This window comes from Neobacillus niacini (assembly GCF_046591715.1).
In the GTDB taxonomy this organism is placed as follows: domain Bacteria; phylum Bacillota; class Bacilli; order Bacillales; family Cytobacillaceae; genus Neobacillus; species Neobacillus niacini_L.
The window spans coordinates 52623-76057 of the sequence record NZ_JAWVNQ010000007.1; the positions used below are offsets into that span (position 1 = coordinate 52623).

Here is a 23435-nt window from a genome sequence, read left to right on the forward strand (position 1 = left end):
CTGTCTATTAATTAAATCTAAATTTATATCAGCTCCTAGTTTTTTGCTGTAGTTGAAAATGATTATCATTATCATGATTTATATGATATATTTTCAGACAATTGGTGTCAATAGGTAATTGAGAATAATTTTCAATTGTTTGTTGGTGACCAGAGGGACGGTTCTCCCGGTCTTTTTTTGCTAATTGTGTCCACGAGAACCGTCCCTACGGTCTTTCCTACGGTCTTCTTCCAAATTCTATCCCAAGTTCTGCAAGCTGGGCTTGTGCTTCTTCTCTGGTTATGGTTCCGGCACGTTCTTTTTCCATGATTTCTTGTGCTTTTGCTTTTGTTTCTTCATCTAGGTTGGAAAACATATCGCCAGGTCCTCCATCCATTGGCGGTTGACCTCCATCCATTGGGGGTTGGCCTCCATCCATCGGGGCCTGCCCTCCGCGGCCGCCACCCGGACCACCGCTTCCGCCTGGTCCGAAGCTTTTAGCGGTAGTAACTCCAGATTCATCCAGCCAGGTTACAGAATCGGCAATTGTAAATTCAACTACCTTCTTACCACCTGAATATTCTCCATCCGTATACAGCCCATTCGATTCCTTTCCGGTCGCAGAGCCATGCGAGTAAAGTGTATAAGTTCCATCCTTTTCAAGCTCAGGAGAACTGATGAATACAGCTTGGTAGTCTTTTTCAGGTGCAAAGGTTGCAATCGAATTCCCTTTGCTGTCTTCCAAATGCAGGATTGTTCCTCCTGCCTGTGTTTCAGGATAAGTCATTATAATGGAATTTTGTTTTGAACTCTCTGATGAAGCCTGCACCATCCCAGAACTTCCTGCAGCAATCAGCAAGCCCCCAGAAATATCAAAGCTTTGATCATAATCCAGAGACCCATTGCCATTATTCGTCGGACCGCTGACCATCACGGTTCCACCTGTCATCGCAATCGATCCATTCGAATCCAAACCGTCTCCCTGTGCATTCACGTAAATATTACCGCCTTGAATAGAAAGGAGGTTGCTATCCGATGTAGTTGATTGCATGTCAGGGTTAGACCCATCCACACCGCCGCCAACATTGATACCATCATCACTTGAATTGATCTCGATGTTCCCTGCTACAATGGTAATAACCAAACTCTCAATTCCTTCATAACTTTTGCTAATACTGATATCACCGCCATTCGCAAACACCGCTGAATCGCCATGAATCCCGTCATCACCAGTGGCAATGGCCATTTTTCCACCCGTGATCGTTACACTGTTATTACTGTGAACAGCATCATCTAAGGAATCAATCTTAAAGGTACCGCCGCCAATGCCGACCTCTGTTCCAGCCTTCAAGCCTTTTGCACTATCCGATTCCGATATGGAAGCAGCCGTCGTAGAAGTGGTTGCAGTCTGGCCTGGACTTTGGCCCCCGCCCCCTTTATTTCCAACCACTTCAGGGCTTCCGCCGCCGGTTGAGATGCTAAAGTCTCCATCAGCAATCAATAACGAGGTTACCGCCTGGACTCCATCATTGGCCGCAACTAAATCAAATTCTCCACCTTCAATGGCAATAACTCCTTTAGAAGCATCTTTATCGTTCGTGGATTTTACACCATCGCCGCCTGCATGAATAGTGATTTTTCCATCCTTAACAGCCAATAAATCACGGCCCATCAGTCCATCATCAGCTGCCTCGATCTCAATGGCTCCGCCCGTAATCTTTAAATCATCTTTGCTGGTAATCCCATTATTGTAATTTCCCGTGACCATCAACTTCCCCGTACCATTAATCGTGAGGTCATCTTTGCTGAAGATTGCCGCATTCGGTTCATCCTCCGAGCCTTCAAGTTGATAGGTTTTTCCATCCGTGATTGAATTCTTCGTCCCTTCCTCAAGAGAAATGACCGTTTTTTCCGCCTTCTTCACATAAATCGGTGAGTTCTGAGAGGAATTGATTTCCGCCCCATTCAGGACAAGCCGAACAGTTGCTTTGTCTTCGGCATCAACAATAATTTGCCCATCGTTCAGCTTTCCGCTGATCACATAGGTTCCTGACGTTTTAATGGTGATGATAGATCCATCAACCATTGCCCCTCCACCGGATTCATCAACCTCCGCTCCAGTGCCCGTTAGATTAATGGTTGTGGGATCCTCACTTTTCCAATCACTGTAAAGGTCATCATTGTCATACGTAACGATTCCGCTAATGACATCGGCAATATTTTTATCACCAATGGTGCTCAAACTTTCTGCTTTTACCGTAGTCACGCTGCTATTGTCACTCTCGCTGCTATTATTGCTGCAGCCAAAAAGAAGCGCCGAGCACAAAAGCGGTGCAGCCAACTTTAATTTCTTTTTCAATATGATTAGCTCCTTTTTGATAAAATTTGCTGGTTGTCTTCCCTATACGCCACATTATTAAGGACAAACCTTAAAGCAACCTTAAAAAATAAAATCATTTGCAATTCTGAAGTTTGCCTCTATAATCGGACATATCAAAAGCTCATAGAAAAGGATGAACGTCCATGAAGCTATTAATCATAGAAGATGATAAGCATCTTTCAGATACGATTCGCGAAACCACCCAGGACTTGTTCGAAACATCTCAGGCCTTCGATGGCGAGGAAGGGCTTTTTCTGGCAGAACAAAATATCTTTGACGTCATAATTTTGGACATTATGATGCCCGGAATGAATGGCTATGAGGTTTTAAAAGAGCTGCGGAAGAGTAATATTGAAACGCCGGTCATCATGCTGACGGCGAAAGATGGAATCGATGATAAGATACAGGGCTTCAAAGTCGGCGCTGATGATTATATGGTGAAGCCGTTTCACCGCGAGGAACTTCTTTTACGCTTAGAGGCAATGGTGAGGAGAGCCGGGGGCCGGTTTAAGGAAAACATCCTGTCCTTTAAAGAACTAAAGCTTCATTTAAAAAATAAGACCGTCGAGATCAACGGAGAATCCGTAAAGCTGAATGGCAAGCAGTTCGACCTGCTCGAGTATTTGATTAACAATAAAAATACCATCTTAACAAAAGAGCAGATCTTTGACCGCATCTGGGGATTCGAGTCCGATACTTCGACAACCGTGGTCGAGGTGTATGCAAGTAACTTGCGGAAAAACCTGAAGAAGGTTGGGTACGATCACTATATCAAGACCTTCCGCGGACTGGGTTACATGCTCACCGAAGAGGATGAAAGCTAATGTTCAAAAAGAAGATCTTCCGGCAGCAGCAGCTTAAGTTCATGGTTCTTAACCTGCTGGCGTTTACCATTATTTTTGCGATATTCGGCGTAATTATTTTTAGCCAAGTCCAAAACACGTTATATTCAAAAACAGATGAAGAGCTTTTATCTTTTAAAAATAAAATTAGTGATCATCCTGCAGTGAAATCCCCTATGCCAAATAAGGGTTTGGATCCTAATGGTCCGCCAAATGGCAGGCAGAAGAATCCGAATCCCCGGATCATGGTGGTTAAATGGAGCGAGGACGGACAAATCTTGAACAAGGATGAAATTGGGACACTTCTCTATGAAAACTATTTATACGATTATCAACTTGATAAAACAAATATTGATCAGGTAACGATGACACAAATTCACGACTTGTATGATTTCCGCTACATCCTGATTGAAGATACCAATGAAGGCGATGAGATTGCCTACACGCAGCTGATGATTAACGTTGATCCAGAACAATTAATCCTTAACAATTTTGGAAAGCTCATCATTATTTGTTCTGCCATTTTCATTGTCTTGTCGATTTCAGCAAGCTATCTTTTATCGAAAAAAATGATGAAACCTATCATCCACTCCTGGAATAAGCAGGCTGAATTTGTTGAAAATGCCTCACATGAACTCAGGACGCCACTAACCATTATCCAGAACAAACTTGAGCTTTTGCTTACATCACCACAGGAGAAAATTGCGAGCAAATTTGAAAATATTGCGCTCAGTCTGGCGGAAACCCGGCGGCTGTCAAAGCTCACATCCGACTTGCTGACATTGGCGCGTGCGGATTCTTCGGAAACGCAGCTCGTAAAACAAATGATTCATGTGGATTCCTTTGTTCAAAATGTCTGTGTTCCTTACAGCGAAATTGCGGAATCTCAGGACAAGCACTTTTGGCTGAATTTAAGCAGTGACTTTCAGATTGAAGCCGATGAAGTCCGCCTCCATCAGCTATTGGTTATTTTATTGGATAACGCCCTAAAATACACAAGTGAAAATGACAGTATTGGGGTTAAGATGTATTCGGAGGAAAACCGGATTGTGTTAGAGGTGAGTGATACCGGAATCGGGATTAAAGAAGAAAATCACAAGCAAATTTTCGAACGTTTTTACCGTGAGGATAAGGCCCGCACGCGTGAATCGGGAGGCGTTGGTCTGGGATTATCGATTGCCCAATGGATTGTTGAGCAGCATAAGGGAACGATAAAAGTCATTCCCAATCCTTCAAAAGGGACTACTTTTAAAATAAAGCTGCCAAAGTAGGCGGTTCGGACCCTATTAATAAAAATGACTATCAAAATGTATTTGATAGTCATTTTTTACTTATTTTAAAATCTCCCTTATATGTTTGTTATCATAACAATCGTTTTTCTTATTACGAGGGGGGAATATTAAGGTTCATGTATCACGCAACTTTTCAGTTGCATGTCATTGACAAGCAACCACAGAGTTGCTTATACTAAGGATATGAATTGGGACAAAGACGCTATTTTCAAAGCACTGGGCGACTCGAATCGAAGGCTTATATTAGACGAACTATCGGACCGCAATGAACTGACGTTGTATGAACTGACGGTTCGTCTCGTTATGAAGCACAATCTTTCCATTTCGCGGCAAGCCATTGCTAAACATCTCTCTGTTTTAGAGGATGCAGGGCTCGTAAATTCAAAGCGAAAAGGAAAATATCGGGTACTTATCTTCAACAACGAACCACTTAAAGATTTGTTGAAAGGATGGGTAGAGTAATTTAATTACCGAGGTATGGGATTCTCAACTTAAAGCCAAATTGTAAGAAGAGCTCCATACGCAAAAAATTAAAGGAGGCACAAACATTATGAAAATCATTGTTACTAGCATATTTGTAGATGACCAACAAAAGGCACTGGATTTTTACTCGGAAACACTAGGATTTGTAAAAAAGCATGACGTTCCCACAGGAGAACATAGATGGTTAACGCTTGTTTCTCCGGAAGCGGAAGATGGGACTGAGCTTTTACTTGAACCAAATGTGCATCCTGCTGCAAAAGAGTATCAAGCAAAGTTATTTGCTGATGGCATTCCAGTTACCATGTTTGGCGTTGGTGATATTCACGCAGAATACAATCGATTAATGGAAAAAGGCGTAAGGTTTACGATGGAACCGACAACAATGGGCAACGTCACCATCGCAGTCTTCGACGACACATGCGGAAATCTTATTCAGATTATGCAGCTATAACAGGTCATTTTATGCTAACCCTGTCCTAATATTATGGCGGGGTTATTCGCTGGTCATTTTACAAATGAACATTTGGAGGGGATATTTTTGCGAAAGGTGGAAGTTTGTTCTTACAGTGAGAAATGGGCTCAAATGTTTTTGGAGGAAGCTGAAAAACTAAAACAGATTTTTGGAAATGAAATCGTAGACATACACCACATTGGCAGTACCTCTGTTCCCGGATTAAAGGCAAAACCTATTATAGACATTATGCCTGTAGTTAAAAATATTAACAGTGTTGATAAGCATAATACAGTGATGCAAGAAATTGGGTATAACCCTAAAGGAGAGAATGGAATCGCCGGACGAAGATATTTTCAAAAAGGCGGGGACAACCGTTCTCATCACATTCACATCTATCAGACTGGCAGTAAGGAAATAAAACGCCACCTGGCTTTTCGCGATTATCTAAGAACCCATCCAGATGCAAAAATAGCATATGGTGACCTAAAAGAAAAACTAGCACAACAATTTCCTTATGACATTGACTCTTACATAAATGGTAAAGATCAACTTGCAAAGGAAATAGAGAGAAGAGCTTTGGACTGGTATGTGGATTAAGGGGGCATGGGGACGGTTCTTCTGGTCCTCTTTTTTTGCGGCTCCTGATTTTTCCTGTGGGGCAGAGGGACGGTTCTCTTGGTCATTTTTAGGTAATCCCTTGATTCTCTTTTCCTCTAATAAAAAGCCTGGGTCATGGGAATAGTTCTCATGGCCCTTTTTGATATTACTCCTGATTTTTCTTCTGAATTTCCTCAAAGAAAAGACCAAGAGAACCGTCCCCACGGTCATTCCCACGGGCATTTTGGATTCCCCCAAATAAAAGATCAACAGAACCGTCCCCTTGCCCCCTCCCTTTTTTAAGGTTTGTTTAAGGTTCGTTTTTCATAATGTGTTCATGGAACAACACATTAGAGGAGAATGATGGACATGGAGACTTTGACCTTGAATGGCGTGAGAGGCAGGTACGAATTAAAACATGAAATTTCTAAAATGGATTGCTACTTGCTAAGAAATAGATTGAAGCATGTGATGCAAACCGATCCCCATGCAAAAAATGATGGTAAATATCTAATCCGAAGTGTTTATTTCGATAACTTCGATAACAAAATCCTAAACCAGAAAAAAGAAGGATTTATAGAGAGGGATAAGTTCCGGGTTCGCCTGTACGACTATAATACCAATCTCATAAACCTTGAAAAAAAGAGCAAACGCAACAACATGACCTATAAGCAAAAATGCAAGATTAGTGCTGAAGAATATGAACAAATCAGGCTCGGCGATCTTGCGTGGATGGAAAACGACGAGAGACCGCTCATCCAGGACTTATTTATTCAAATGAATCTATTTCAACTAAAGCCTTTCACCGTCGTCGACTATGAGAGGGAAGTATTCATTTATGAATACGGGAACGTACGAGTGACCTTTGACAGCTCTATTAAAACTAGCTTCCGCAACAATGAAGTTTTGAATCCTGATATACCGATGGTTGAAACCAATCCGGAAATTGTGATTCTTGAAGTGAAATATGACGAGTTCCTCCCAGATACCATCAAATATCTCCTTCAGCTCGGCGACAGGCGCAGAGGGACTTACTCAAAATATCAAATCAGCAGAATGTTTGGATAAACACACAAACTAAATCAACTTTGGAGGAAAAAGAAAATGGAAATCACAAATTTTAAAGATATCTTTAAATCTAGCATTTTGGAAAAGTCGAGCAGCATTTCGATTGTCGATGCCCTAATAGGTATGTTGGTGGCATTTGCTTTGGGATTGTTCATTTATATGATCTACAAGAAAACATTCACCGGGGTAATTTACTCCCACACCTTTAATATCTCACTCATCATAATGGCCTTGGCAACCGCCCTGATTATCATTGGTATTTCATCAAACGTTCTCTTGTCACTCGGTATGGTTGGTGCGTTATCCATCGTGCGTTTTAGGACCCCGATTAAAGACCCAATGGATATCGTGTATATCTTTTGGGCAATCGTTGTAGGCATTTTATGCGGTGCAGGCTTTATTGCACTTGCCGTGACAGGTTCCATTCTAATTGGACTAGTTTTATTTTTCTTTGTTAATAAAATTAAAATCGAGAACCCTTATCTTCTGGTAATCAGATACAATGAGAATTCTATTGAAAATTCTTTGGAACATGTCATTTCAGGGCACGCCAAAAAGCATTCCCTTAAATCAAAGTCCGTCATGCCTGGCAATGACTTTGAAGTCACCTATGAAATCCGTGTCAAAGAGAATGATATGAGCTTCATAAATAATATCTCCGCTATCGAAGGCGTAAAATCAGCTATTATGCTAAGCTATGATGGCAATTTTACTGCTTAAAGGATGTCCATGGGTGTCCATGGGTGTCCATGGGTGTCCATGGGTGTCCATGGGTGTCCATGGGTGTCCATGGGTGTCCATGGATGTCCATGGGTGTCCATGGGTGTCCATGGATGTCCATGGATGTCCATGGGGTGTCCATGGGGACGGTTCTCGTGGTCTTTATGACCATGAGAACCGTCCCCACGGTCACATAATCAAGTTTTAGCTATAAGCGTCTTTGAAACACCAAGAATTCTTGCTGTTTGGCGTTGGGAAAGGCCTTTGATTTCTTTTATTTTTTTGAGTATTTCATTTCTTTTGGTCCTCGGTAAACTCTTAACTTGAGCAATTTCAATATCGGTCAGAAGCTCCTTGATCTCTTCCCTGGCTTCCTCATCTGTTAATCTTTTATTATCCCAGTGGTCGTCTAGGCATTGATCCTGATTTTCCTTCTCATTAAACTCTCTAAATCTCTCTCTGGCCAAAATAGTATCCTCCGAAAACATACCAAAAATGTAATCAGCGTCTAGTAACCTCCCTCTTGTCCCCCTAGTACCGTAGTATTGGCGGCAGCTGCTCCACTTCCATTCATCCGCTCGTCTTACCATTCCTGCTTTAATTGGATTTTGATGGATGTACCGTACCACGGTTAATAAGTACCGTATACTTTCGATATTCTCACTCTTGAACCGGTCTTGAAACAGATGCCCTGTTGTTCTGTACTTCCAGTTATAGTACGAGACATAACTTACACCTATCCGTTTCATGGTATCCGATACATTCTCATTGCCCTCTTTTATTAAGAGGTGTACATGATTACTCATCAAACACCAACTGTAGAACTCCACTCCGGTTTTCTGCTTATAAAGATGTAATATGTCAAGAAACTTTGAGCAGTCCTCATCATCGTGGAAAATTTCCTGGCGATTCGCACCCCTAAGCATAATATGATAGATTCCACTCATGCTTTTCACTCTGGCTCCTCGCGGCATCTTAAACACCACCAAAGTACATCGGTCTAATTATTTGCACTATGAATCTAACAAAACTAAGACATACAAAAAACTCCATATACACTTCTCCCTTAGGTGACCAGAGGGACGGTTCTCATGGTCACGTTAGATTAGACCACTAGAACCGTCCCCATGGTCTTTTTGATAATGTCACTGTGAATGATAAGAAAATGAAAGGTTTTCAAGATGAGGAAACAAACGCGAGAATCTTAACGGAAGGAATGGTGGAAATTTAAACTTTCAAAATTATTATACACTTTTTTCCTTTCATGGGGAGTGTTTGTGTAGTTGAATTTAATTTAGAATGAAAAAAGCCAGTAAATACTGGCATTGCATTGAACCCTATACATATTGTTTTTAGATTGCTATTCTAGATTTCCAATATCAGATTTGACTAAGGCCGCAGATGGCACCTTCCGGATATTCAATAATTGCATAACTGCCGCGCCCCTCACCTTGTGGCTCAGAAAGAACCTTGCCTCCAAGATTACGACATTCTTCCAGACTCGCCTTTAGATCATTTACTCCAAAATAAACAATCCACACTGGAGGAAGATCAGCTAAACTTCCGGCTCGTTGACAAATCCCCGCCACTGGCTGACCATCTTCAGTAGTCATAAAATAGTCGGTATAACCTCCTCTTTTGTAATCACTATGTTTCCATCCGATTACTTTTTTGTAAAAATCACGTACAGTCTCAGACTGAGTAACCGTTACATCAGCAGAAAGAATCGTTCCAGGGACGAAACTATTTTGGGCTTCTTCCATCAATAATCCTCCTCGTTTCAATAAAGTCTTTATTAACTTTGACCACATCGGTTATTAGTAAACCCATTAGCAATATCCTCCGTCGTCACCCGAAATAGAAAAAAGCATTACTAATCTTCCAGTAATGCCACTTCAAATTGTTAATGTGTATTTATCATAATCTTTTGGGACCACGAGAACCGTCCCCACGGTCACCCACGGTCACTTTTCTGGTAAACAGACATGATGGCCCAGACAGCTGTTGGAAGGGCGACTGCTCCTATTAACATATAGGCTAAGAGGCGAACTGATTGGTTGAGATCATCTACAACATACAAAATGATTAAGGTTACGAGGATAAGAAAAAGAATAGGCAGGCTTTTTATAAGCCTCGCTAAGCCCTGTCTCCCTTCTGCATTCCATTTATTACTGTAGATTGTCATCACAGTCCAAGCGGCTGGGATGGCCGGGATACTGAGAATAACAGCCATGATAGTAAAAGTCATTTGTAAGGTGCCTGCACTTATTAAAGCAGCAATCCATAAGATGGCTGTTACAAAAACCAGTCCAACGGTGCCCCATCTCATAGAACTGCCTAAATTATCGTGTTTTTCAACAACCGACTCAGAATCGCTGTAAATCGGCTTTGTGCCAGGTAATGCCCGAAATAGGTGAATATCACCCTGTGATGAAATATGCGTCCATCCAGAGGAGGAAAATAGTTCAAAGTATTCCTCGGCTTCCTCCTGCTTCAATAACCGATAATCGACGCTATAGATATAATCTGTGATTTCCCCTTTTTCAAGGGTATACCCCATAAATTTGAAATCTCTGACATGCCAGCCTTCTTTTGAATATCTACGTAATTTTTCCATGTCCTTACCCTCAGAAAAAGCTAACCCGCCTGACGTTACATATTTTGTATGTCTCATTCTTCAGCCTCCCTTAATCCCATCTCCGCTAAATGAATCATCAGTTTTCTAAGCTTCACATCTGCCTCCAATACTTCTTTCCCTTTTTCAGTAAGCAGATATGTCTTACGTCTTGGATCCGTTCCATCATACAGATAAATCCATTCTTGTTTTAATAACTTCTTAATGATGGTATACATGGATGCAGGCCCAATGGTTATGGCTCCTTCTGTCCTCTCTTCGATAAGACTCATGATAGCGTAACCATGCCTAGGCTTAGTGAGAGCAGCCATAATATAAAACATTGAATCCGTTAATTGCTCCGTTGTTTTCAATCAACTACCTCCTATATCATTTCACGATATATCATAAAGTGATACATATGTTTAAAATTAATATATCACTTTGTGATATATATGTCTAGAGGTATATCATAAAGTGATATATCTTTTTCACTCTGTTAATACTGCAGGTTGGTTTCACTCTGCTAAAAAAATAAGCGGAGAAATTCCGGCTAAATTGGGAAATACCCAAATTTCTTGAGTAATAAACGGAGCTTTTCCAGTTATCTTATATAAATCTTTGAATTTTGTTTTATTTAGAGCAGTTAACCGGAATCCCTCCGCTTAAATCCACTTATTAAGCTTCCTCCTTATACATTAGCAGGAATTTCTCCGCCTATATTATTTACATGAAAGAAAACAATGAAAGCCTTATAAAAAAAGAACCCTCTAGTATAGTGGGTTCGATTCTTAGTCTAATGTTAAAAGATACTATCAGGACCTGGAGAACCGTCCCTGTGGTCCCACCGGAGGAAAAGTGACCACGAGAACCGTCCCCACGGTCACCCCTGATCTTTGATATCAGCCTCAACCCGGCTCATGAATTCTTCGACTGCGCTGTATCCTTGCTGCTTGAGGTACCAGTTGTTTGCGGCTGCTTCGATTAGTCCGGCGACGTCACGGCCTGGCTGGAGCTGAATTTCCATTGATGGGATTTTGACTCCCATATAGTCGGTATAATGGTATTCTTGTTCTAGGTCATTGTATAAGGCGTCTTTTTCCCACTTTGTTAAATTGATATCAAGGGAAATTCGGGTTTCGTCCTGGAATGCTTTTCGACCGTAAAGACGGACCACATTTAGCAATCCAATACTGCGGAGCGCCAAGAATTCCTTCGTTTTTTCATCATGTGTACCCAGGATGGTTTGCGAGCTCAGCTTCTTTAAAACCACGACATCATCCGAGATCAGCCGGTGTCCGCGGCGAATAAGGGTATGCGCCGTCTCGCTTTTTCCAACACCTGAATTGCCGCGCAGCAGGATTCCAATGCCAGACACATTCATACAAACCCCATGAATAGCCATTTCTGGCGCCAGCTCTTTTACCAGAAACGCATCGATTCTCTTGATAAACTCTGAAGTGGTCTCAGGCTGGTTTGTCACTAACAAGGGAATTCCCTGCTCTGTACAATGGTGAATTAAATACGTCAGTCCTTCCTCACCTGCTGTTACGATAAAACATGGCGGATGATAGTGCACAATGTTTCCAATTCGAATTTTACGCTCCTCTTTGCTTAACTTATGTAAATAGGTAATTTCCTTTTTTCCGAGAATCTGAATTCGCTCTGTTGGAAAAAAGTCAAAATGGCCCACAAATTCCAGCCCTGGCCGATGCACTTCGGATTGGGTAATCGTCTGATCCAGACGGTTTTCTCCAGCCAGCACTTTCAATGAAAACCTTTGAACCAAGCTTTCAACAGTTACTTTTCTCAACCTAACTCACGTCCTATTAGCCTTTGATATAAAGATTATAACTTAATTACAATGGAAACGTCATCCAACTTCAGAAGGATAACCTTAAGGAAAACACTAGGAATGCTTCTATGCAAGGTATGAATTGATAAGAGGAAAAATGCAAATAATTATTTAATGGACTTTACAAGAGATTTGAAAAATCAGGAGGAATTAAAATGGGTACATGTGAGCTTTGTGAACGTGAGGAGGTGGAGACAACGGTTCACCACCTGCTGCCAAAAGAAATGGGCGGCACATTTGGGGCTGTGGCAAACTTGTGTATCCCTTGCCACAAGCAGATCCATGCTCTCTATACAAACGCTGAAATCGCCGCACGTTTAACAACGATTCCAGAGCTAAAACAAGATGCCCAACTAGCACGATTTATTAAATGGATTCGCAAACAGCCTTCGACAAAATTAATGAAAATCAAAAAGTCTAACGACCGGAAACGGAAGCGTTAGACTTTTTGTTGCTTTAAATTCTTTTACACATACTTAGCCCAATAATAAATAACATAAACCCAGCTCAACAATCCGTGAAAAATTGCCCATGGGATAGAATTCCACGCCGTATAAGATATTACGATAGCCAAACAGGTTCCGAAGGAGATTCCTTTTTTAATAGAAGATCCTACGGTGAAACTCCGCCCGCTGCTGCCCTTTTTCGCTGAACCAATTTCACTCATGGCAATACCTCCTCCAACTGTATATGAATCCTGTAATAGATGAATGAAAAAATAGCTATATCCACTAGAATGTATTCAAGAAAACTCTTCATTATCCTACTAACAAATCTGTTTTTAATAAGTCCTGCAAATAAAATTAGCCAAGCATGGCAGCCTGGCTAAAGTTTGTATATTACTTCAATATAAATAACAAAATCATTAACAATACCGAAACACCCTGTCCAATCCCCAAACCAATCAGCCACTTTTTCAACTGAGTTTCTCTTTTTACACTACGCACAACACTCCGCTCTAACTCTTCCTGAACGCCTTGTTGAATATGCACAACATCATTACGGAGCTGCTCGATTTCATCTCTGTACCTGCCTTCAGTAGAAGCCATCTCGTGCAGTATCACACCTAAGCGATCACTCACTACTTCGTATTTCACATTCAGTGCAGAAGCCTGCTCGCTCAACTGCACCTGAAGATTCCGAATACCTGTCACGACCTTTTCGATTTCACTAACGATAAAATCCCGGTCCTCCGGCTGAAACCCTTTGGCATCAGCTAAAAGCTGTTCCGTCCTTTCCAGATATTCCTGATATTGCTGGTGCCAAAAGGCAATCTTCTTCTCCAGCACCAAGATATTCTCATTAAACACTTCCATCCCGCGGCCAAACAACTCCTTCTGCGGGTTGATAAGTGTTTGGTTTAGCTGCTCGCTCACCTGCACAGGGAAATTGTCCATCGATTTCTTCATGTGTTCTATGGATTCATAGACTTCTCCGTTCAGTTCCGAAATCGTTTCTTCCCGGTCCTTCATCAGCTGCTTCAGGTCATCATAGAATAGTTCGTTATTGATTTTTTTCAATGATTGAATGGCCTCAGTATATTTCTCATCCATTGTATTAGAAGTATTCATTTCCAATAATCCTCTCCGCTTGCTTTAAAATAATTTGGCAGTACTGATGATAGACCCATCGTTCCTCATCAGAAGCATCCTCAGCGAACAGCCTCTCCTGCCAGAGGGAAACAGTTCTAACAAACTCTTCTTTTAAAATATCTTCCAGCTGCTTTGGCCGGAGTCTTGCCTGCTCCAATTCAGGCTTCACTCGACTTAACTGCTCCTTAAGCTCTGCCATCCGATTTTCCATTTGCAAGTTCTTTTCTTGTAAATCCAGCATCTTCTCATCAGCTGCACGTTTATGTTCACTTTTACTATCATATAACTGCTTGATTTCTTCTAGGGTATTTCTCTGAAATTGGCGAATCTGGTTGAGATAATAATCATACACAACACTGTTATTCGATTCTAACGTTTCAAGCACAATCCAAAAATCCTCTTCAAAATTCCCTGGCTTTATATATTGATCCAAGCCCCGGCCATGCTTCAAACTCACATCCACGAGAGGCGGTGTGGTCTCAAAATCGAACTTGGCGCTAGATGTGATATTCTGCATGCTCCGTGTCAGCAGAAGCCAAGCATTCGATAGCTGCCTTTGGTAAAAATCAAGCATCTCACTCTCAACCAACTGGAAACTTTCCAGTAGCTTGGATGTCTTCCGCTCCTTAAATACCACTTGATCCTTTTTATCAAAAGTAAACTGGTCATCTAGTACGAAGTGGAATTTCTCTAACTGAATTTCATCCAAGTCATTGGTTCCACTCTCGTATACTGCAAGCTCCTTTTCAAAAGCATCAAGTTCTTCCGCCAAATTCTTGAGGCTATAATTATTTTCTAGCAGCGCAGCGTCTAGCGATTTCAACTCCTGCTCCATCTGTTTGAGATTGAGGTTCTTCTGATTGTACAGGAAATGCTCAGTGGCTTTAATCTCAATCAGCCACTCTTCAGGTGATTTTAACTCCTCTGGTTTTCCCGCATACTTTTCACCATCAAAGCGCACAATCGCATCATTAATCCACTTGTCCTTTTCTTCCTCAAGCCTCACTAGCAAATCGGTGACCAAACTTGCACTCACCATCCATTTCACTCCTATTAAACTACTTATTTCCATTTTACTACACTTCCAACCAGACTTCGACAATTCTCTTTCGGACCATGGGGACGGTTCTCTTGGTCTCATTTCTTTTTCTCGAGACCAGTGAAAAATTCCAAGAGCTATAATTGAAGGAGAAAATAAGGAGCTTAAAAAATTCACGGTCTCGAACCGCACCCATACTCCCCCACAATGACCACGAGAACCGTCCCCTCGGTCACTTTAAACTTTATTTAATCTGTACACTAAATTTACAAGGCTTTAATATTCAAATGATATGATTGGCTCAACAACGGATGAGGGGGCTGTATAGGATGAATGTACGTGCAATATTTATTGATATGGATGGTACTCTACTAAAAGCTTCAAACACAATTTCCCGTCGAAATATGGCAGCCATTTACAGGCTTATGAATCAGGGAGTCAAGGTTTTTCTTGCGACTGGCCGACACTATGAAGTTACCGCTCCCTACCATAAAGAAATTGGATTACGAACTCCTATGATTTGTTTGAATGGTGCTGCTATACACGGTGCAGAGACAGGGAAAGTTATACAAATGAAAACCATCCACCTGAACGAAGAACGCTTCCACGCTTTGACCGCTGAAAGTCCTTGTAATGTTATGATTCATACAGCCAATGGTCTTTATTGTAAGGAAACAAATGAAGAAATCGATTATTGGACAAAAGTTGGGCAAATTCCTCCGCGGTACATTGGAGATTTAAGACAGGCAGATTATCAAGATGTACTTAAATATAGTGTTCGAACAGGTACACCTTGTCCTGAATTATCATCTTTGTTTTCCAAGGAAGCAGAAGTCGTTAATTGGGATGACGGATTTGAACTGCTTGCTCCTCATGTTTCCAAGTGGTCTGCCATAAAGACCTTACTTCGCGCCTATCGAATTAGTCCAACTGAGGTCGCAGCCATTGGAGACGGCCCCAATGATATAGAGATGCTACGTCATGTAGGTATGGGAGCGGCGATGGGGAACGCAAACGAAGAAGTTATAGCTGCTGCTGATTTAGTTACAGGACACCACGAAAATGATGGATTAGCTGAGTTTATAGAACATTACCTTCTTAAATCATTTGAATCATATGTGATATGAAACCGTGGGTGAAACCGTGGGGACGGTTCTCCTGGTCATTTTTCGGTTGAAACCAAGGGAACGGTTCTCTTGGACATTTACGGTTACTCTGGCCAATAGAATGGTAAATCATCACTGGCCACAATACAAAGAAGCATATTTACCTCAACCTTTTGGAGGTAAATATGCTTTTCTACTTTTTATATAACTTTAACTTATCTAAAAAAAAGCCAGCAGAACCGTCCCCATGGTCACCCCTTATATGCTTTCTGCAATGTCGCAAGGTCAAATTTCTTCATTTTAAGGAATGCTTCGGTTAGGCGGGCAAGCTGCTCAGGTGTGCCCTTGCTCATCATCTCATCCATCTTCGTTGGCACAATCTGCCAGGATATGCCAAACTTATCTTTCAACCAGCCGCATTGTTCAGCTTCGGGTACAGCAGAGAGCTTTTCCCAATAGTAATCAATCTCTTCTTGTGTGTCGCAGTACACCATAAATGAGATTGCCTCATTAAAACTAAAATTGTGTTTATGCGCGCTATCCATTGCGGCAAACCACAGATTTTCTAAGCTGAAATCTGAGAACATTACGGTTCCTTCTTTGTCAGGCTCCATGCCTTTCGGGTAGCGGGCGAGATGTCCCTGCTTTGAGTTCTTAAATACGGATAAATAAAATTGCATCGCCTCTTCGGCATTTCCGCACTGATCGCCGACAAACAAAAGTGAGGGCACAATTTCAGGCCGCTCTTCCCCTTCTGGATTAGTAAGCATTAACTGCCAAGACAAACCATACTTATCCTGAATCCAGCCATACTTCTCACTGAACGGATACTGATCAAATGGCATTAACGCTGTGCCGCCATCGGACAACTTATTCCAAACCTCTTCTATTTTTTCACTCGCGTCTTCTACTCGTGATGGGTCAAAATTAACGATAAAAGACACCGACGGATTAATCTTGAAATGAGGACCCGCGCTGATCGCCATAAACTTCTGCCCCCAAAGCTCAAAAGTAACGATATCAGAGTCTCCTGATGGTGTGTCGTGAATGGTCGTGACATTCGTAATTTTTGAATCCGGGAAAATAGAAGCATAAAACTCCGCAGCTTCTTTTGCCTCTTTGTCGTACCATAAATGCGGAACAATTTTTTGATTTGCTTGTAACATCGTTTCTCCTCCTAAATATCATTCTTAAATTTATTTTTGCCAATTTCATTCTTTTTTAGTGCCAGGGGGAAGGTTCTTATGATTTTTATGAGGTTTGTGCTATGTTCCAGTGGAAAGTACTGTAACCAGAAAGTGCTCATTTGAGAAATTGAAAAAGTAATTGAAGAGTATATCTATTATTATAACAAGCTATAATGCAAAAATTGGCAAGCATGCGTCCGGTTCAATACCGTAACCATACCAGCCAATTAGCTGCTTAAAAAATATAACTCTATCTATTGGAGATTACAACAGAACATCCCATGGTCACCGACTCAAAAATGACCATGAGAACCGTCCCCACGGCCACGCGCCCACGGTCACGCCCCATGGTCACCGACTCAAAAATGACCATGAGAACCGTCCCCATGGTCACCCCATGGTCACCTAAATCCTAACGACCGTGCCTTTTTCTGCGGCTTCGATAATTCCGAGTATTACTTTCAGTGATAAGAGTGCATCGTGCCCTGATACTGGTGGTTCTTGGTCCTCTCGAATACACTTAATAAATGCATCGATTACACCGCTATTGGTTTGATTATCGTTTGTTTGAATGCTTTCTAGTTCGTAATGAACTTTCTCACCGTTACTATGGATGACTTCTAATTGGTATTGATCGCTATGATATATTTTTAAAATACCTTTTTCACAATATACGATCGTACTATTGTCTTCTTCTCCATAATAGGTCCAAGAAAATGCTGCTGTACCAAGACGGCCTTTTTTTGTTTTTAAACTGCAGACGATGTTATCGCATACCTCAATCGGTTCTCCATTTTCGTTGACTTTGTCGAGAGCTCCTTGAAAAGCACTAACGCTTTCAATTTCATCATCTAATAAGAAATGAAGTAAATCGACCTTATGAATCCCTAAATCTCCTGCTACCCCAAGACCTGAGCGTTCTTTTTTAAAGAACCAGGTAGAGTTTGATTTATTCACACCCCACTGTTCCGGCCCAGAGTGTCCAAATGTTGTGCGAAAGGTAAGGACTTTTCCAAGTTCTTCACTTTTAATAATTTCCTTCGCCTTTTGATGAGCCCGCGTAAATCGCTGGTTATGATCCACCATCAATTTTTTTCCCGAACTTTTACACGCCTCGATTATTTCGTTTGCATGCTCAAGTGTTAAAGAGATTGGTTTTTCACATAAAACATGCTTTCCGCTAAGTAATGCCTGTGTAGAATAGATATGATGAAACTCGTTAGAAGAGCAATCACTGATGACGTCAACACTTGGGTCGGCAAATAACTCTTCTACTGTTTGAACTGCCCTGCCTCCGAATTGGCTCGCAAGACCAGCTGCCCGTTCTGCATTTCGATCATAAAATATGATTTCATCCACATAGGGATTCGCTTCGTATTCAGGTGCATGGCGCAATTTTGTGATTGAGCCGCAGCCAATAATTCCTACTTTTATACCCAATGGATTCCCTCCTACTCTCTCTTTTGGAATACTACTGCAATGATGATAATTAATCCCTTAACAAATCCTTGGAGGTGTGGAGAAACATTCATCAAGTTCATCATGTTATTTAAGATACCTAGGATCAGTACACCGAAAAATGTACCCATAATCTTACCGCGGCCGCCTGTCATTCTCGTACCGCCAATGATAACAGCAGCAATCGCATCTAGTTCATACTGAACACCTGAACTCGAGGATGAAATCGAGTTTAATCGAGATGTTTCAATGATTGCCGCGACACTCACAAGTAATCCTACCAAGCTATAAATACCAATTTTCACCCGGTCAACTCGAATCGCTGAAAGAAGTGCCGCTTTTTCATTACTTCCAAGAGCATACACATAACGTCCGAAGCGGGTTTTATGCATTAAAATATACATAAGTGCGGTCATAGCAAAGAAAATAATAACAGGAAAATCAAAAATCCATAGGTCACTATTGGCGATCGCAGTGAAACCTGAAACCTCTCCTGAAATACTGCCGCCTTCTGCAATATATAAAGCGATTGACCTTGCTGCCGCCATCATCCCTAAGGTTGCAATAAACGAAGCAATCCTTCCTTTAGCAACCATTAATCCATTTAAAAAACCTGCAAATGAACCTACAGCCATAGCCGTTACAATGGCAACGAAGATACTGCCGGTTGCATTTAATGCTAATACGGATACGACACCGACAAATACCAGCACGGACCCAACCGATAAGTCAATCCCGCCAGAAAGCATAACCACCGTCATCCCTAACGCTACAATTCCAATAATGGAAACTTGCATTAAGATATTCAGTTGGTTATTGAGATCTAGAAATCTTGGATTCATAATCGATGCTGCAAGAAAAATAATTAAAAAAGCAATAATGACGCTATACTCGGACCACAGCCAAGAGAGGCGGTTTTTTGTCGTTGAGGATTGTGGATTTGGTTGTTTGATTGTATTAACATTAGCCAATGTTTACGGCCTCCCTTTTTGAGCCAGTTGCATAACTCATAATTTCATCTTCGGTTGCTTCTTCTCCCTTAAAGCGCGCTGTGATTTCCCCTTGATACATCACATAGATATGATGGCAGATCTTTTGTACCTCTGGTGCCTCTGAAGACAGAATAATAATGGCTTTTCCTTGTTCTGCTAAGGTAACGATTTGCTGATAAATCTCCTGCTTTGCGCCAACATCAATCCCCTGGGTCGGATTATCAAAAATAATAATATCGGTATCTACCTCAAGCCATTTCGCAATAATCACTTTCTGCTGGTTTCCACCGCTCAGCTTATCGATGGTAATACGCGGATTATGAACTTTTATGTTTAGCTTATCCTTATAGTATTGGAACTTCTCCCTTTCCTGCCTCTCTTGGATAAAACCAGACTTTTCAAAGTGTCCGATCGACGATAAGCTCATATTATGAACCACGCTTAAATCCTTTATGATGGCATTCTCTTTCCGGTCCTTCGGAACCAGCGCCAATCCTGCTTCCAATGCTTTTCGTGGGTGATCTATTTTTACCAGCTGGTTATGAATCGTAATCTCACCAGTGTATTTTTTCCGGTATCCAAATAAGCTTTCAAAAAGCTCTGTTCTGCCATCACCAGCTAAGCCGGTAAAGCCTAGTATTTCACCTTTTCTGAGGGTGAAGTTAATATTCTTATATAATCCCTGACTGTTTAGGTTTTTCACTTCTAAAACGACTGGTCCAAACGTATGCTTTTGCACGATTCGCTCTTGAGAAATTGATTTACCAACCATAAGTTTCGTAATGGTATCTAAATTTTCATTTTCAATACTGCCAGTCCCCACAAGTTCTCCATCACGCAGCACCGTATAGGTGTCGCAAATTTCCTTGATTTCCTTTAACTTATGAGAGATATAAATGATAGACACGCCTGATTTCTTTAAGTTCTTCATTAATTCAAATAAACGTTTGACTTCATGTTCCGCTAACGATGTGGTCGGTTCATCCATAATGATGAGCTTTGATTTATGCAGCAGCGCCTTGGCGATTTCGATTAATTGTTTATAAGAGGTTTCTAGATTTCTAACATATTCCTTCGGATTGATATCCACACCAAGCTTTGATAAAATTTCAGCAGTTTGCCGGCACATCTCTTCTACTTTTAAAAAGCCCACTTTATTTCGCAGCTCTGAACCTAAAAACATATTTTCATAGACTCGAAGATCAGCTACCACATTAAGTTCCTGATGGATGAAGCTGACCCCTTGTGCCTGAGATACTCTTGGATTAGACATTTTCACATCCTGACCATGAATGGTAATGGATCCACGATCGGGTTGATGAACGCCGCCTAAAATGTTCATCAGTGTAGATTTCCCGGCACCATTTTCACCTAATAGCGCATGAATCTCGCCCTCGGCGACTGTAAGGGATACTCTTTTCAATACAGGTACACCGTTAAATGCTTTTTCAATGTTGTTCATTGTCAGTAAAGGACTTGCAGCCATGTTCATTCATCCCACCTTTTTAGGAAAAGAGGAGATACAATAATTGCATCTCCCATCAATTAGTTAGAATTTTGATTCTGCGTCATAGAACTCATCAACGTTTTCTTTTGTTACTTGCGTTGCTTCTTTTACAACCATTGATTCTGCTGGTTTATTGCCTTTTGCAATGTCTGCTGCAATTTTAACCGCATCTTCAACCATTGTTGGAGAATATAAGAAGGTTGCAGTAATTAAGCCATCTGCTTTAATATCCTCAAATACAGCCTTACCGCCGCCAGCACCTGTTACAAACTGGATATCTTTACGGCCAGCTTCTTTAATTGCCTGAAGTACACCTAGCGCCATTCCATCATCCTGTGTGAATACTGCGTCAATTTCAGGATGCGCCTGTAAAATATTTTGCATAACTTCTAGTGATTTTTCAGTTGAGAAATCCCCGCTTTGTGAAGCGATTACTTCAATATCAGAGTTTTCCATTGCTTCTTTAAAGCCTGCTCCACGCTGCTCTGTAACAGAACTTGGCGGTCCAGTAATTTCAACTACTTTTCCTTTTCCATTTAACTTTTCAACAAAGTATTTACCAGCATTGACACCAATGCCTTCGTTGTCGCCTTTTACCACTACAGTAGCGGCATCGTTTTCAAGTTCGCGGTCAACAATGACTAACGGAATACCTGCGTCTTTCACTTTTTGGCCTACAGGAGAAAGTGCTGCAGACTCTATTGGAAGCATTACGATAACATCCACATCTTGAGCGATTAAATCATCCACGTCATTTGCCTGCTTATTTGGATCAGCAGCATTGGTCATGACGTACTCAATGCCATCACTTTCTTTCAGTGCCTTTGCTTGCTTTTCAGCACTATCAATTAAAGCTCCCATCCAGCCATGTGTTGCCGATGGTAAAGAAATACCAATTTTCAACGTATCATCGTCTTTTCCACCCTCGGAACTTCCTGTATCACTGCTGCATGCTGCCAAACTAAACATTGTTACTAAAGACAAAATTAAGACTAAAAATTTCTTCAAAACCTTCACCCCTTTATATTTTTTAAAAGGCTCTCCCTATTGTTTTGTAATCGATTACAATCACATCTAAGGCCAGCGGTCTACTATTAAATGATTAATAGCAGAGCGCTGATCTTAGCTGCATTATCTTGATGTAGACTCTCGTATGACTAACTCGTGATCCAATAGGATACTTTCAACTTCTTTTCCTTTAATCTTGTCAATCAGCATTTTCGCTGCAAGTGTTCCCATTTTATGCATCGGCTGTGCGATGGTGGTAAGCGTAGGGTTTGTCATATTTGAAAAATCAATCTTATCAAAACCTACGACCGCGAAATCACCTGGTACAGTAAAACCAGAGGCGTTAATTTCTTTAAGCGCCCCGATGGCTAAAAGATCCGATACGGCAAAAACGGCTGTTGGCCGGTCTTTTAAATTGAGGATTTTTTTCATCGCATGCTGTCCATTTTCAAAACTTAAATGTTGGGCAGGAATAATGTATTCGTTTTTCAACGTAATTCCATTCTCTTCTAACGCTCGTTTGTATCCCATTTTTCGCTGGCGGGCAAATAAGTACTTTTCATCAGCATTGATTAAGGCTATTTTGCTGTGGCCAATTTGAATCAGGTGCTTGACTGCCCGGTAAGAAGCTTCCTCGTTATCAATGGTTACATACGGAATTCCCGTACCCTCTTCGTATTCGCTGCATTGAATAATGGCATAATTCTCGGCTAACTTTTTCAACGTCTCAACATTAACAGCCGGGTCCATCGATATAATTCCATCAGCCATCTTTTTCCGTACGAGGTCGAAGTATATATTTTCTTTTTCAGGATTAGAATCGGTTTCACAAAGAAGAATATTGTAATTTAGACTAATCGCCACCTGTTCAATTCCTTTAATGATTTCTAAATAAAATGGATTGGAGATCGATGGGATTAAGATTAAGAGCAGCCTGCTTTCTGAAGTTCTTAAGTTTCTTCCCAGAAGGCTTGGTTCATAATTTAATTTCTTAATAGCCTCTTCTACCTTCATTTTTGTTTTTGCAGAAACGGTATTTTGTCCGTTTAGCACTCTTGAAACGGTTGCAACAGAAACCCCTGCCTCTTTCGCTACCTGCTGGATGTTTGCCATCTTACTTCCTTCTTTCTGTGATTTCATGATAAGTTACGATGAAATCGATTACATTTTTATATTATTATGTTCGAAATTATCTGTCAATATTTATTTTTTACAAAAATAAAATAGTTGATTTACTAGAATAATTCCACTATCTTAAAAAT

Annotated in this window: 24 protein-coding genes; 9 read left to right on the forward strand and 15 right to left on the reverse strand. The window is 41.1% G+C overall.

Going from position 1 to position 23435, the window contains the following annotated elements:
- Positions 1 to 217: 217 nt before the first annotated feature.
- Positions 218 to 2338: a carbohydrate-binding domain-containing protein gene (locus SFC47_RS17240; RefSeq protein ID WP_411255546.1), complete on the reverse strand. Its 2121-nt coding sequence runs from the start codon at positions 2336 to 2338 to the stop codon at positions 218 to 220.
- Between the two features lie 164 nt (positions 2339 to 2502).
- On the opposite strand from SFC47_RS17240, the gene SFC47_RS17245 reads away from it, so the two are divergent.
- The 7 genes from SFC47_RS17245 (at position 2503) to SFC47_RS17275 (ending at position 7815) form a co-directional block, all read left to right on the forward strand.
- Complete coding sequence (locus SFC47_RS17245) at positions 2503 to 3183, forward strand: response regulator transcription factor (protein ID WP_411255547.1); 681 nt, start codon at positions 2503 to 2505, stop codon at positions 3181 to 3183.
- Positions 3183 to 4472: a sensor histidine kinase gene (locus SFC47_RS17250; protein WP_411255548.1), complete on the forward strand. Its 1290-nt coding sequence runs from the start codon at positions 3183 to 3185 to the stop codon at positions 4470 to 4472. The genes SFC47_RS17245 and SFC47_RS17250 overlap by 1 nt, the downstream gene beginning before the upstream one ends.
- 204 nt (positions 4473 to 4676) lie before the next feature.
- The gene (locus SFC47_RS17255; RefSeq protein ID WP_411255679.1) at positions 4677 to 4955 is read left to right on the forward strand and encodes an ArsR/SmtB family transcription factor; all 279 of its coding nucleotides are present in this window, start codon (positions 4677 to 4679) and stop codon (positions 4953 to 4955) included.
- Positions 4956 to 5043: 88 nt separating this feature from the next.
- A complete protein-coding gene (locus SFC47_RS17260) occupies positions 5044 to 5427 on the forward strand; it encodes a VOC family protein (protein ID WP_411255549.1) in 384 nt (127 codons plus the stop codon).
- Positions 5428 to 5514: 87 nt separating this feature from the next.
- Positions 5515 to 6027, forward strand: a complete 513-nt coding sequence (locus SFC47_RS17265; protein WP_411255550.1) for a GrpB family protein — start codon at positions 5515 to 5517, stop codon at positions 6025 to 6027.
- 369 nt (positions 6028 to 6396) lie between these two features.
- A complete protein-coding gene (locus SFC47_RS17270; protein WP_411255551.1) occupies positions 6397 to 7095 on the forward strand; it encodes a polyphosphate polymerase domain-containing protein in 699 nt (232 codons plus the stop codon).
- A gap of 36 nt (positions 7096 to 7131) precedes the next feature.
- Positions 7132 to 7815 carry a DUF4956 domain-containing protein gene (locus SFC47_RS17275; RefSeq protein ID WP_411255552.1) on the forward strand — a complete coding sequence of 228 codons (684 nt, stop codon included), beginning with the start codon at positions 7132 to 7134 and terminating at the stop codon, positions 7813 to 7815.
- Between the two features lie 197 nt (positions 7816 to 8012).
- On the opposite strand, the gene SFC47_RS17280 is transcribed toward SFC47_RS17275, so the two are convergent.
- From SFC47_RS17280 to hprK, 5 genes are all read right to left on the reverse strand, one after another.
- Positions 8013 to 8789, reverse strand: coding sequence for a transposase (locus SFC47_RS17280; RefSeq protein ID WP_411255553.1), 777 nt, complete (start codon positions 8787 to 8789; stop codon positions 8013 to 8015).
- Between the two features lie 405 nt (positions 8790 to 9194).
- A complete protein-coding gene (locus tag SFC47_RS17285) occupies positions 9195 to 9578 on the reverse strand; it encodes a VOC family protein (protein WP_411255554.1) in 384 nt (127 codons plus the stop codon).
- Positions 9579 to 9769: 191 nt separating this feature from the next.
- Entirely contained in the window at positions 9770 to 10489 is a 720-nt protein-coding gene (locus SFC47_RS17290) for a DUF2812 domain-containing protein (RefSeq protein ID WP_411255555.1), read from the reverse strand.
- Complete coding sequence (locus tag SFC47_RS17295) at positions 10486 to 10803, reverse strand: PadR family transcriptional regulator (protein ID WP_411255556.1); 318 nt, start codon at positions 10801 to 10803, stop codon at positions 10486 to 10488. The genes SFC47_RS17290 and SFC47_RS17295 overlap by 4 nt, the downstream gene beginning before the upstream one ends.
- 509 nt (positions 10804 to 11312) lie before the next feature.
- Entirely contained in the window at positions 11313 to 12242 is a 930-nt protein-coding gene (gene hprK / locus SFC47_RS17300; protein WP_411255557.1) for an HPr(Ser) kinase/phosphatase, read from the reverse strand.
- 197 nt (positions 12243 to 12439) lie between these two features.
- On the opposite strand from hprK, the gene SFC47_RS17305 reads away from it, so the two are divergent.
- A complete protein-coding gene (locus SFC47_RS17305; RefSeq protein ID WP_411255558.1) occupies positions 12440 to 12727 on the forward strand; it encodes an HNH endonuclease in 288 nt (95 codons plus the stop codon).
- 23 nt (positions 12728 to 12750) lie between these two features.
- Here the strand turns inward: SFC47_RS17305 and SFC47_RS17310 are convergent, their stop codons facing one another.
- The 3 genes from SFC47_RS17310 to SFC47_RS17320 all read right to left on the reverse strand — a co-directional run bounded on the left by SFC47_RS17310 (position 12751) and on the right by SFC47_RS17320 (position 14915).
- Positions 12751 to 12951 (reverse strand): hypothetical protein, encoded by a 201-nt coding sequence (locus SFC47_RS17310; RefSeq protein WP_411255559.1) that lies wholly within the window; start codon positions 12949 to 12951, stop codon positions 12751 to 12753.
- 172 nt (positions 12952 to 13123) lie between these two features.
- Positions 13124 to 13855: a hypothetical protein gene (locus tag SFC47_RS17315; RefSeq protein WP_411255560.1), complete on the reverse strand. Its 732-nt coding sequence runs from the start codon at positions 13853 to 13855 to the stop codon at positions 13124 to 13126.
- Positions 13842 to 14915 carry a coiled-coil domain-containing protein gene (locus SFC47_RS17320; protein ID WP_411255561.1) on the reverse strand — a complete coding sequence of 358 codons (1074 nt, stop codon included), beginning with the start codon at positions 14913 to 14915 and terminating at the stop codon, positions 13842 to 13844. The genes SFC47_RS17315 and SFC47_RS17320 overlap by 14 nt, the downstream gene beginning before the upstream one ends.
- 329 nt (positions 14916 to 15244) lie before the next feature.
- On the opposite strand from SFC47_RS17320, the gene SFC47_RS17325 reads away from it, so the two are divergent.
- A complete protein-coding gene (locus tag SFC47_RS17325) occupies positions 15245 to 16042 on the forward strand; it encodes an HAD family hydrolase (RefSeq protein WP_411255562.1) in 798 nt (265 codons plus the stop codon).
- Between the two features lie 230 nt (positions 16043 to 16272).
- Here the strand turns inward: SFC47_RS17325 and SFC47_RS17330 are convergent, their stop codons facing one another.
- The 6 genes from SFC47_RS17330 to SFC47_RS17355 all read right to left on the reverse strand — a co-directional run bounded on the left by SFC47_RS17330 (position 16273) and on the right by SFC47_RS17355 (position 23286).
- On the reverse strand, positions 16273 to 17187 hold the full coding sequence (locus SFC47_RS17330; RefSeq protein ID WP_411255563.1) for a VOC family protein: 915 nt from the start codon (positions 17185 to 17187) through the stop codon (positions 16273 to 16275).
- Positions 17188 to 17613: 426 nt separating this feature from the next.
- Positions 17614 to 18648: a Gfo/Idh/MocA family protein gene (locus tag SFC47_RS17335; RefSeq protein WP_411255564.1), complete on the reverse strand. Its 1035-nt coding sequence runs from the start codon at positions 18646 to 18648 to the stop codon at positions 17614 to 17616.
- Between the two features lie 11 nt (positions 18649 to 18659).
- Positions 18660 to 19637 carry an ABC transporter permease gene (locus SFC47_RS17340; protein WP_411255565.1) on the reverse strand — a complete coding sequence of 326 codons (978 nt, stop codon included), beginning with the start codon at positions 19635 to 19637 and terminating at the stop codon, positions 18660 to 18662.
- On the reverse strand, positions 19630 to 21120 hold the full coding sequence (locus SFC47_RS17345; protein ID WP_411255566.1) for a sugar ABC transporter ATP-binding protein: 1491 nt from the start codon (positions 21118 to 21120) through the stop codon (positions 19630 to 19632). The genes SFC47_RS17340 and SFC47_RS17345 overlap by 8 nt, the downstream gene beginning before the upstream one ends.
- An 87-nt stretch (positions 21121 to 21207) precedes the next feature.
- On the reverse strand, positions 21208 to 22182 hold the full coding sequence (locus tag SFC47_RS17350) for a substrate-binding domain-containing protein (RefSeq protein WP_411255567.1): 975 nt from the start codon (positions 22180 to 22182) through the stop codon (positions 21208 to 21210).
- Positions 22183 to 22296: 114 nt separating this feature from the next.
- Positions 22297 to 23286 carry a LacI family DNA-binding transcriptional regulator gene (locus tag SFC47_RS17355; protein WP_411255568.1) on the reverse strand — a complete coding sequence of 330 codons (990 nt, stop codon included), beginning with the start codon at positions 23284 to 23286 and terminating at the stop codon, positions 22297 to 22299.
- Between the last annotated feature and the right edge of the window lie 149 nt (positions 23287 to 23435).

What these genes read in the sequence shown, in the direction of transcription:
- SFC47_RS17330 (WP_411255563.1), bottom strand. Translation starts at nt 17,187, where the DNA reads ATGTTACAAGCAAATCAAAAAATTGTTCCGCATTTATGGTACGACAAA.
- SFC47_RS17355 (WP_411255568.1), bottom strand. Translation starts at nt 23,286, where the DNA reads ATGGCAAACATCCAGCAGGTAGCGAAAGAGGCAGGGGTTTCTGTTGCA.
- SFC47_RS17345 (WP_411255566.1), bottom strand. Translation starts at nt 21,120, where the DNA reads ATGAACAACATTGAAAAAGCATTTAACGGTGTACCTGTATTGAAAAGA.
- SFC47_RS17315 (WP_411255560.1), bottom strand. Translation starts at nt 13,855, where the DNA reads ATGAATACTTCTAATACAATGGATGAGAAATATACTGAGGCCATTCAA.
- SFC47_RS17260 (WP_411255549.1), top strand. Translation starts at nt 5,044, where the DNA reads ATGAAAATCATTGTTACTAGCATATTTGTAGATGACCAACAAAAGGCA.
- SFC47_RS17325 (WP_411255562.1), top strand. Translation starts at nt 15,245, where the DNA reads ATGAATGTACGTGCAATATTTATTGATATGGATGGTACTCTACTAAAA.
- SFC47_RS17255 (WP_411255679.1), top strand. Translation starts at nt 4,677, where the DNA reads ATGAATTGGGACAAAGACGCTATTTTCAAAGCACTGGGCGACTCGAAT.
- SFC47_RS17275 (WP_411255552.1), top strand. Translation starts at nt 7,132, where the DNA reads ATGGAAATCACAAATTTTAAAGATATCTTTAAATCTAGCATTTTGGAA.
- SFC47_RS17245 (WP_411255547.1), top strand. Translation starts at nt 2,503, where the DNA reads ATGAAGCTATTAATCATAGAAGATGATAAGCATCTTTCAGATACGATT.
- SFC47_RS17320 (WP_411255561.1), bottom strand. Translation starts at nt 14,915, where the DNA reads ATGGTGAGTGCAAGTTTGGTCACCGATTTGCTAGTGAGGCTTGAGGAA.
- SFC47_RS17290 (WP_411255555.1), bottom strand. Translation starts at nt 10,489, where the DNA reads ATGAGACATACAAAATATGTAACGTCAGGCGGGTTAGCTTTTTCTGAG.
- SFC47_RS17310 (WP_411255559.1), bottom strand. Translation starts at nt 12,951, where the DNA reads ATGAGTGAAATTGGTTCAGCGAAAAAGGGCAGCAGCGGGCGGAGTTTC.
- SFC47_RS17250 (WP_411255548.1), top strand. Translation starts at nt 3,183, where the DNA reads ATGTTCAAAAAGAAGATCTTCCGGCAGCAGCAGCTTAAGTTCATGGTT.
- SFC47_RS17270 (WP_411255551.1), top strand. Translation starts at nt 6,397, where the DNA reads ATGGAGACTTTGACCTTGAATGGCGTGAGAGGCAGGTACGAATTAAAA.
- SFC47_RS17280 (WP_411255553.1), bottom strand. Translation starts at nt 8,789, where the DNA reads ATGCCGCGAGGAGCCAGAGTGAAAAGCATGAGTGGAATCTATCATATT.
- SFC47_RS17305 (WP_411255558.1), top strand. Translation starts at nt 12,440, where the DNA reads ATGGGTACATGTGAGCTTTGTGAACGTGAGGAGGTGGAGACAACGGTT.
- SFC47_RS17285 (WP_411255554.1), bottom strand. Translation starts at nt 9,578, where the DNA reads ATGGAAGAAGCCCAAAATAGTTTCGTCCCTGGAACGATTCTTTCTGCT.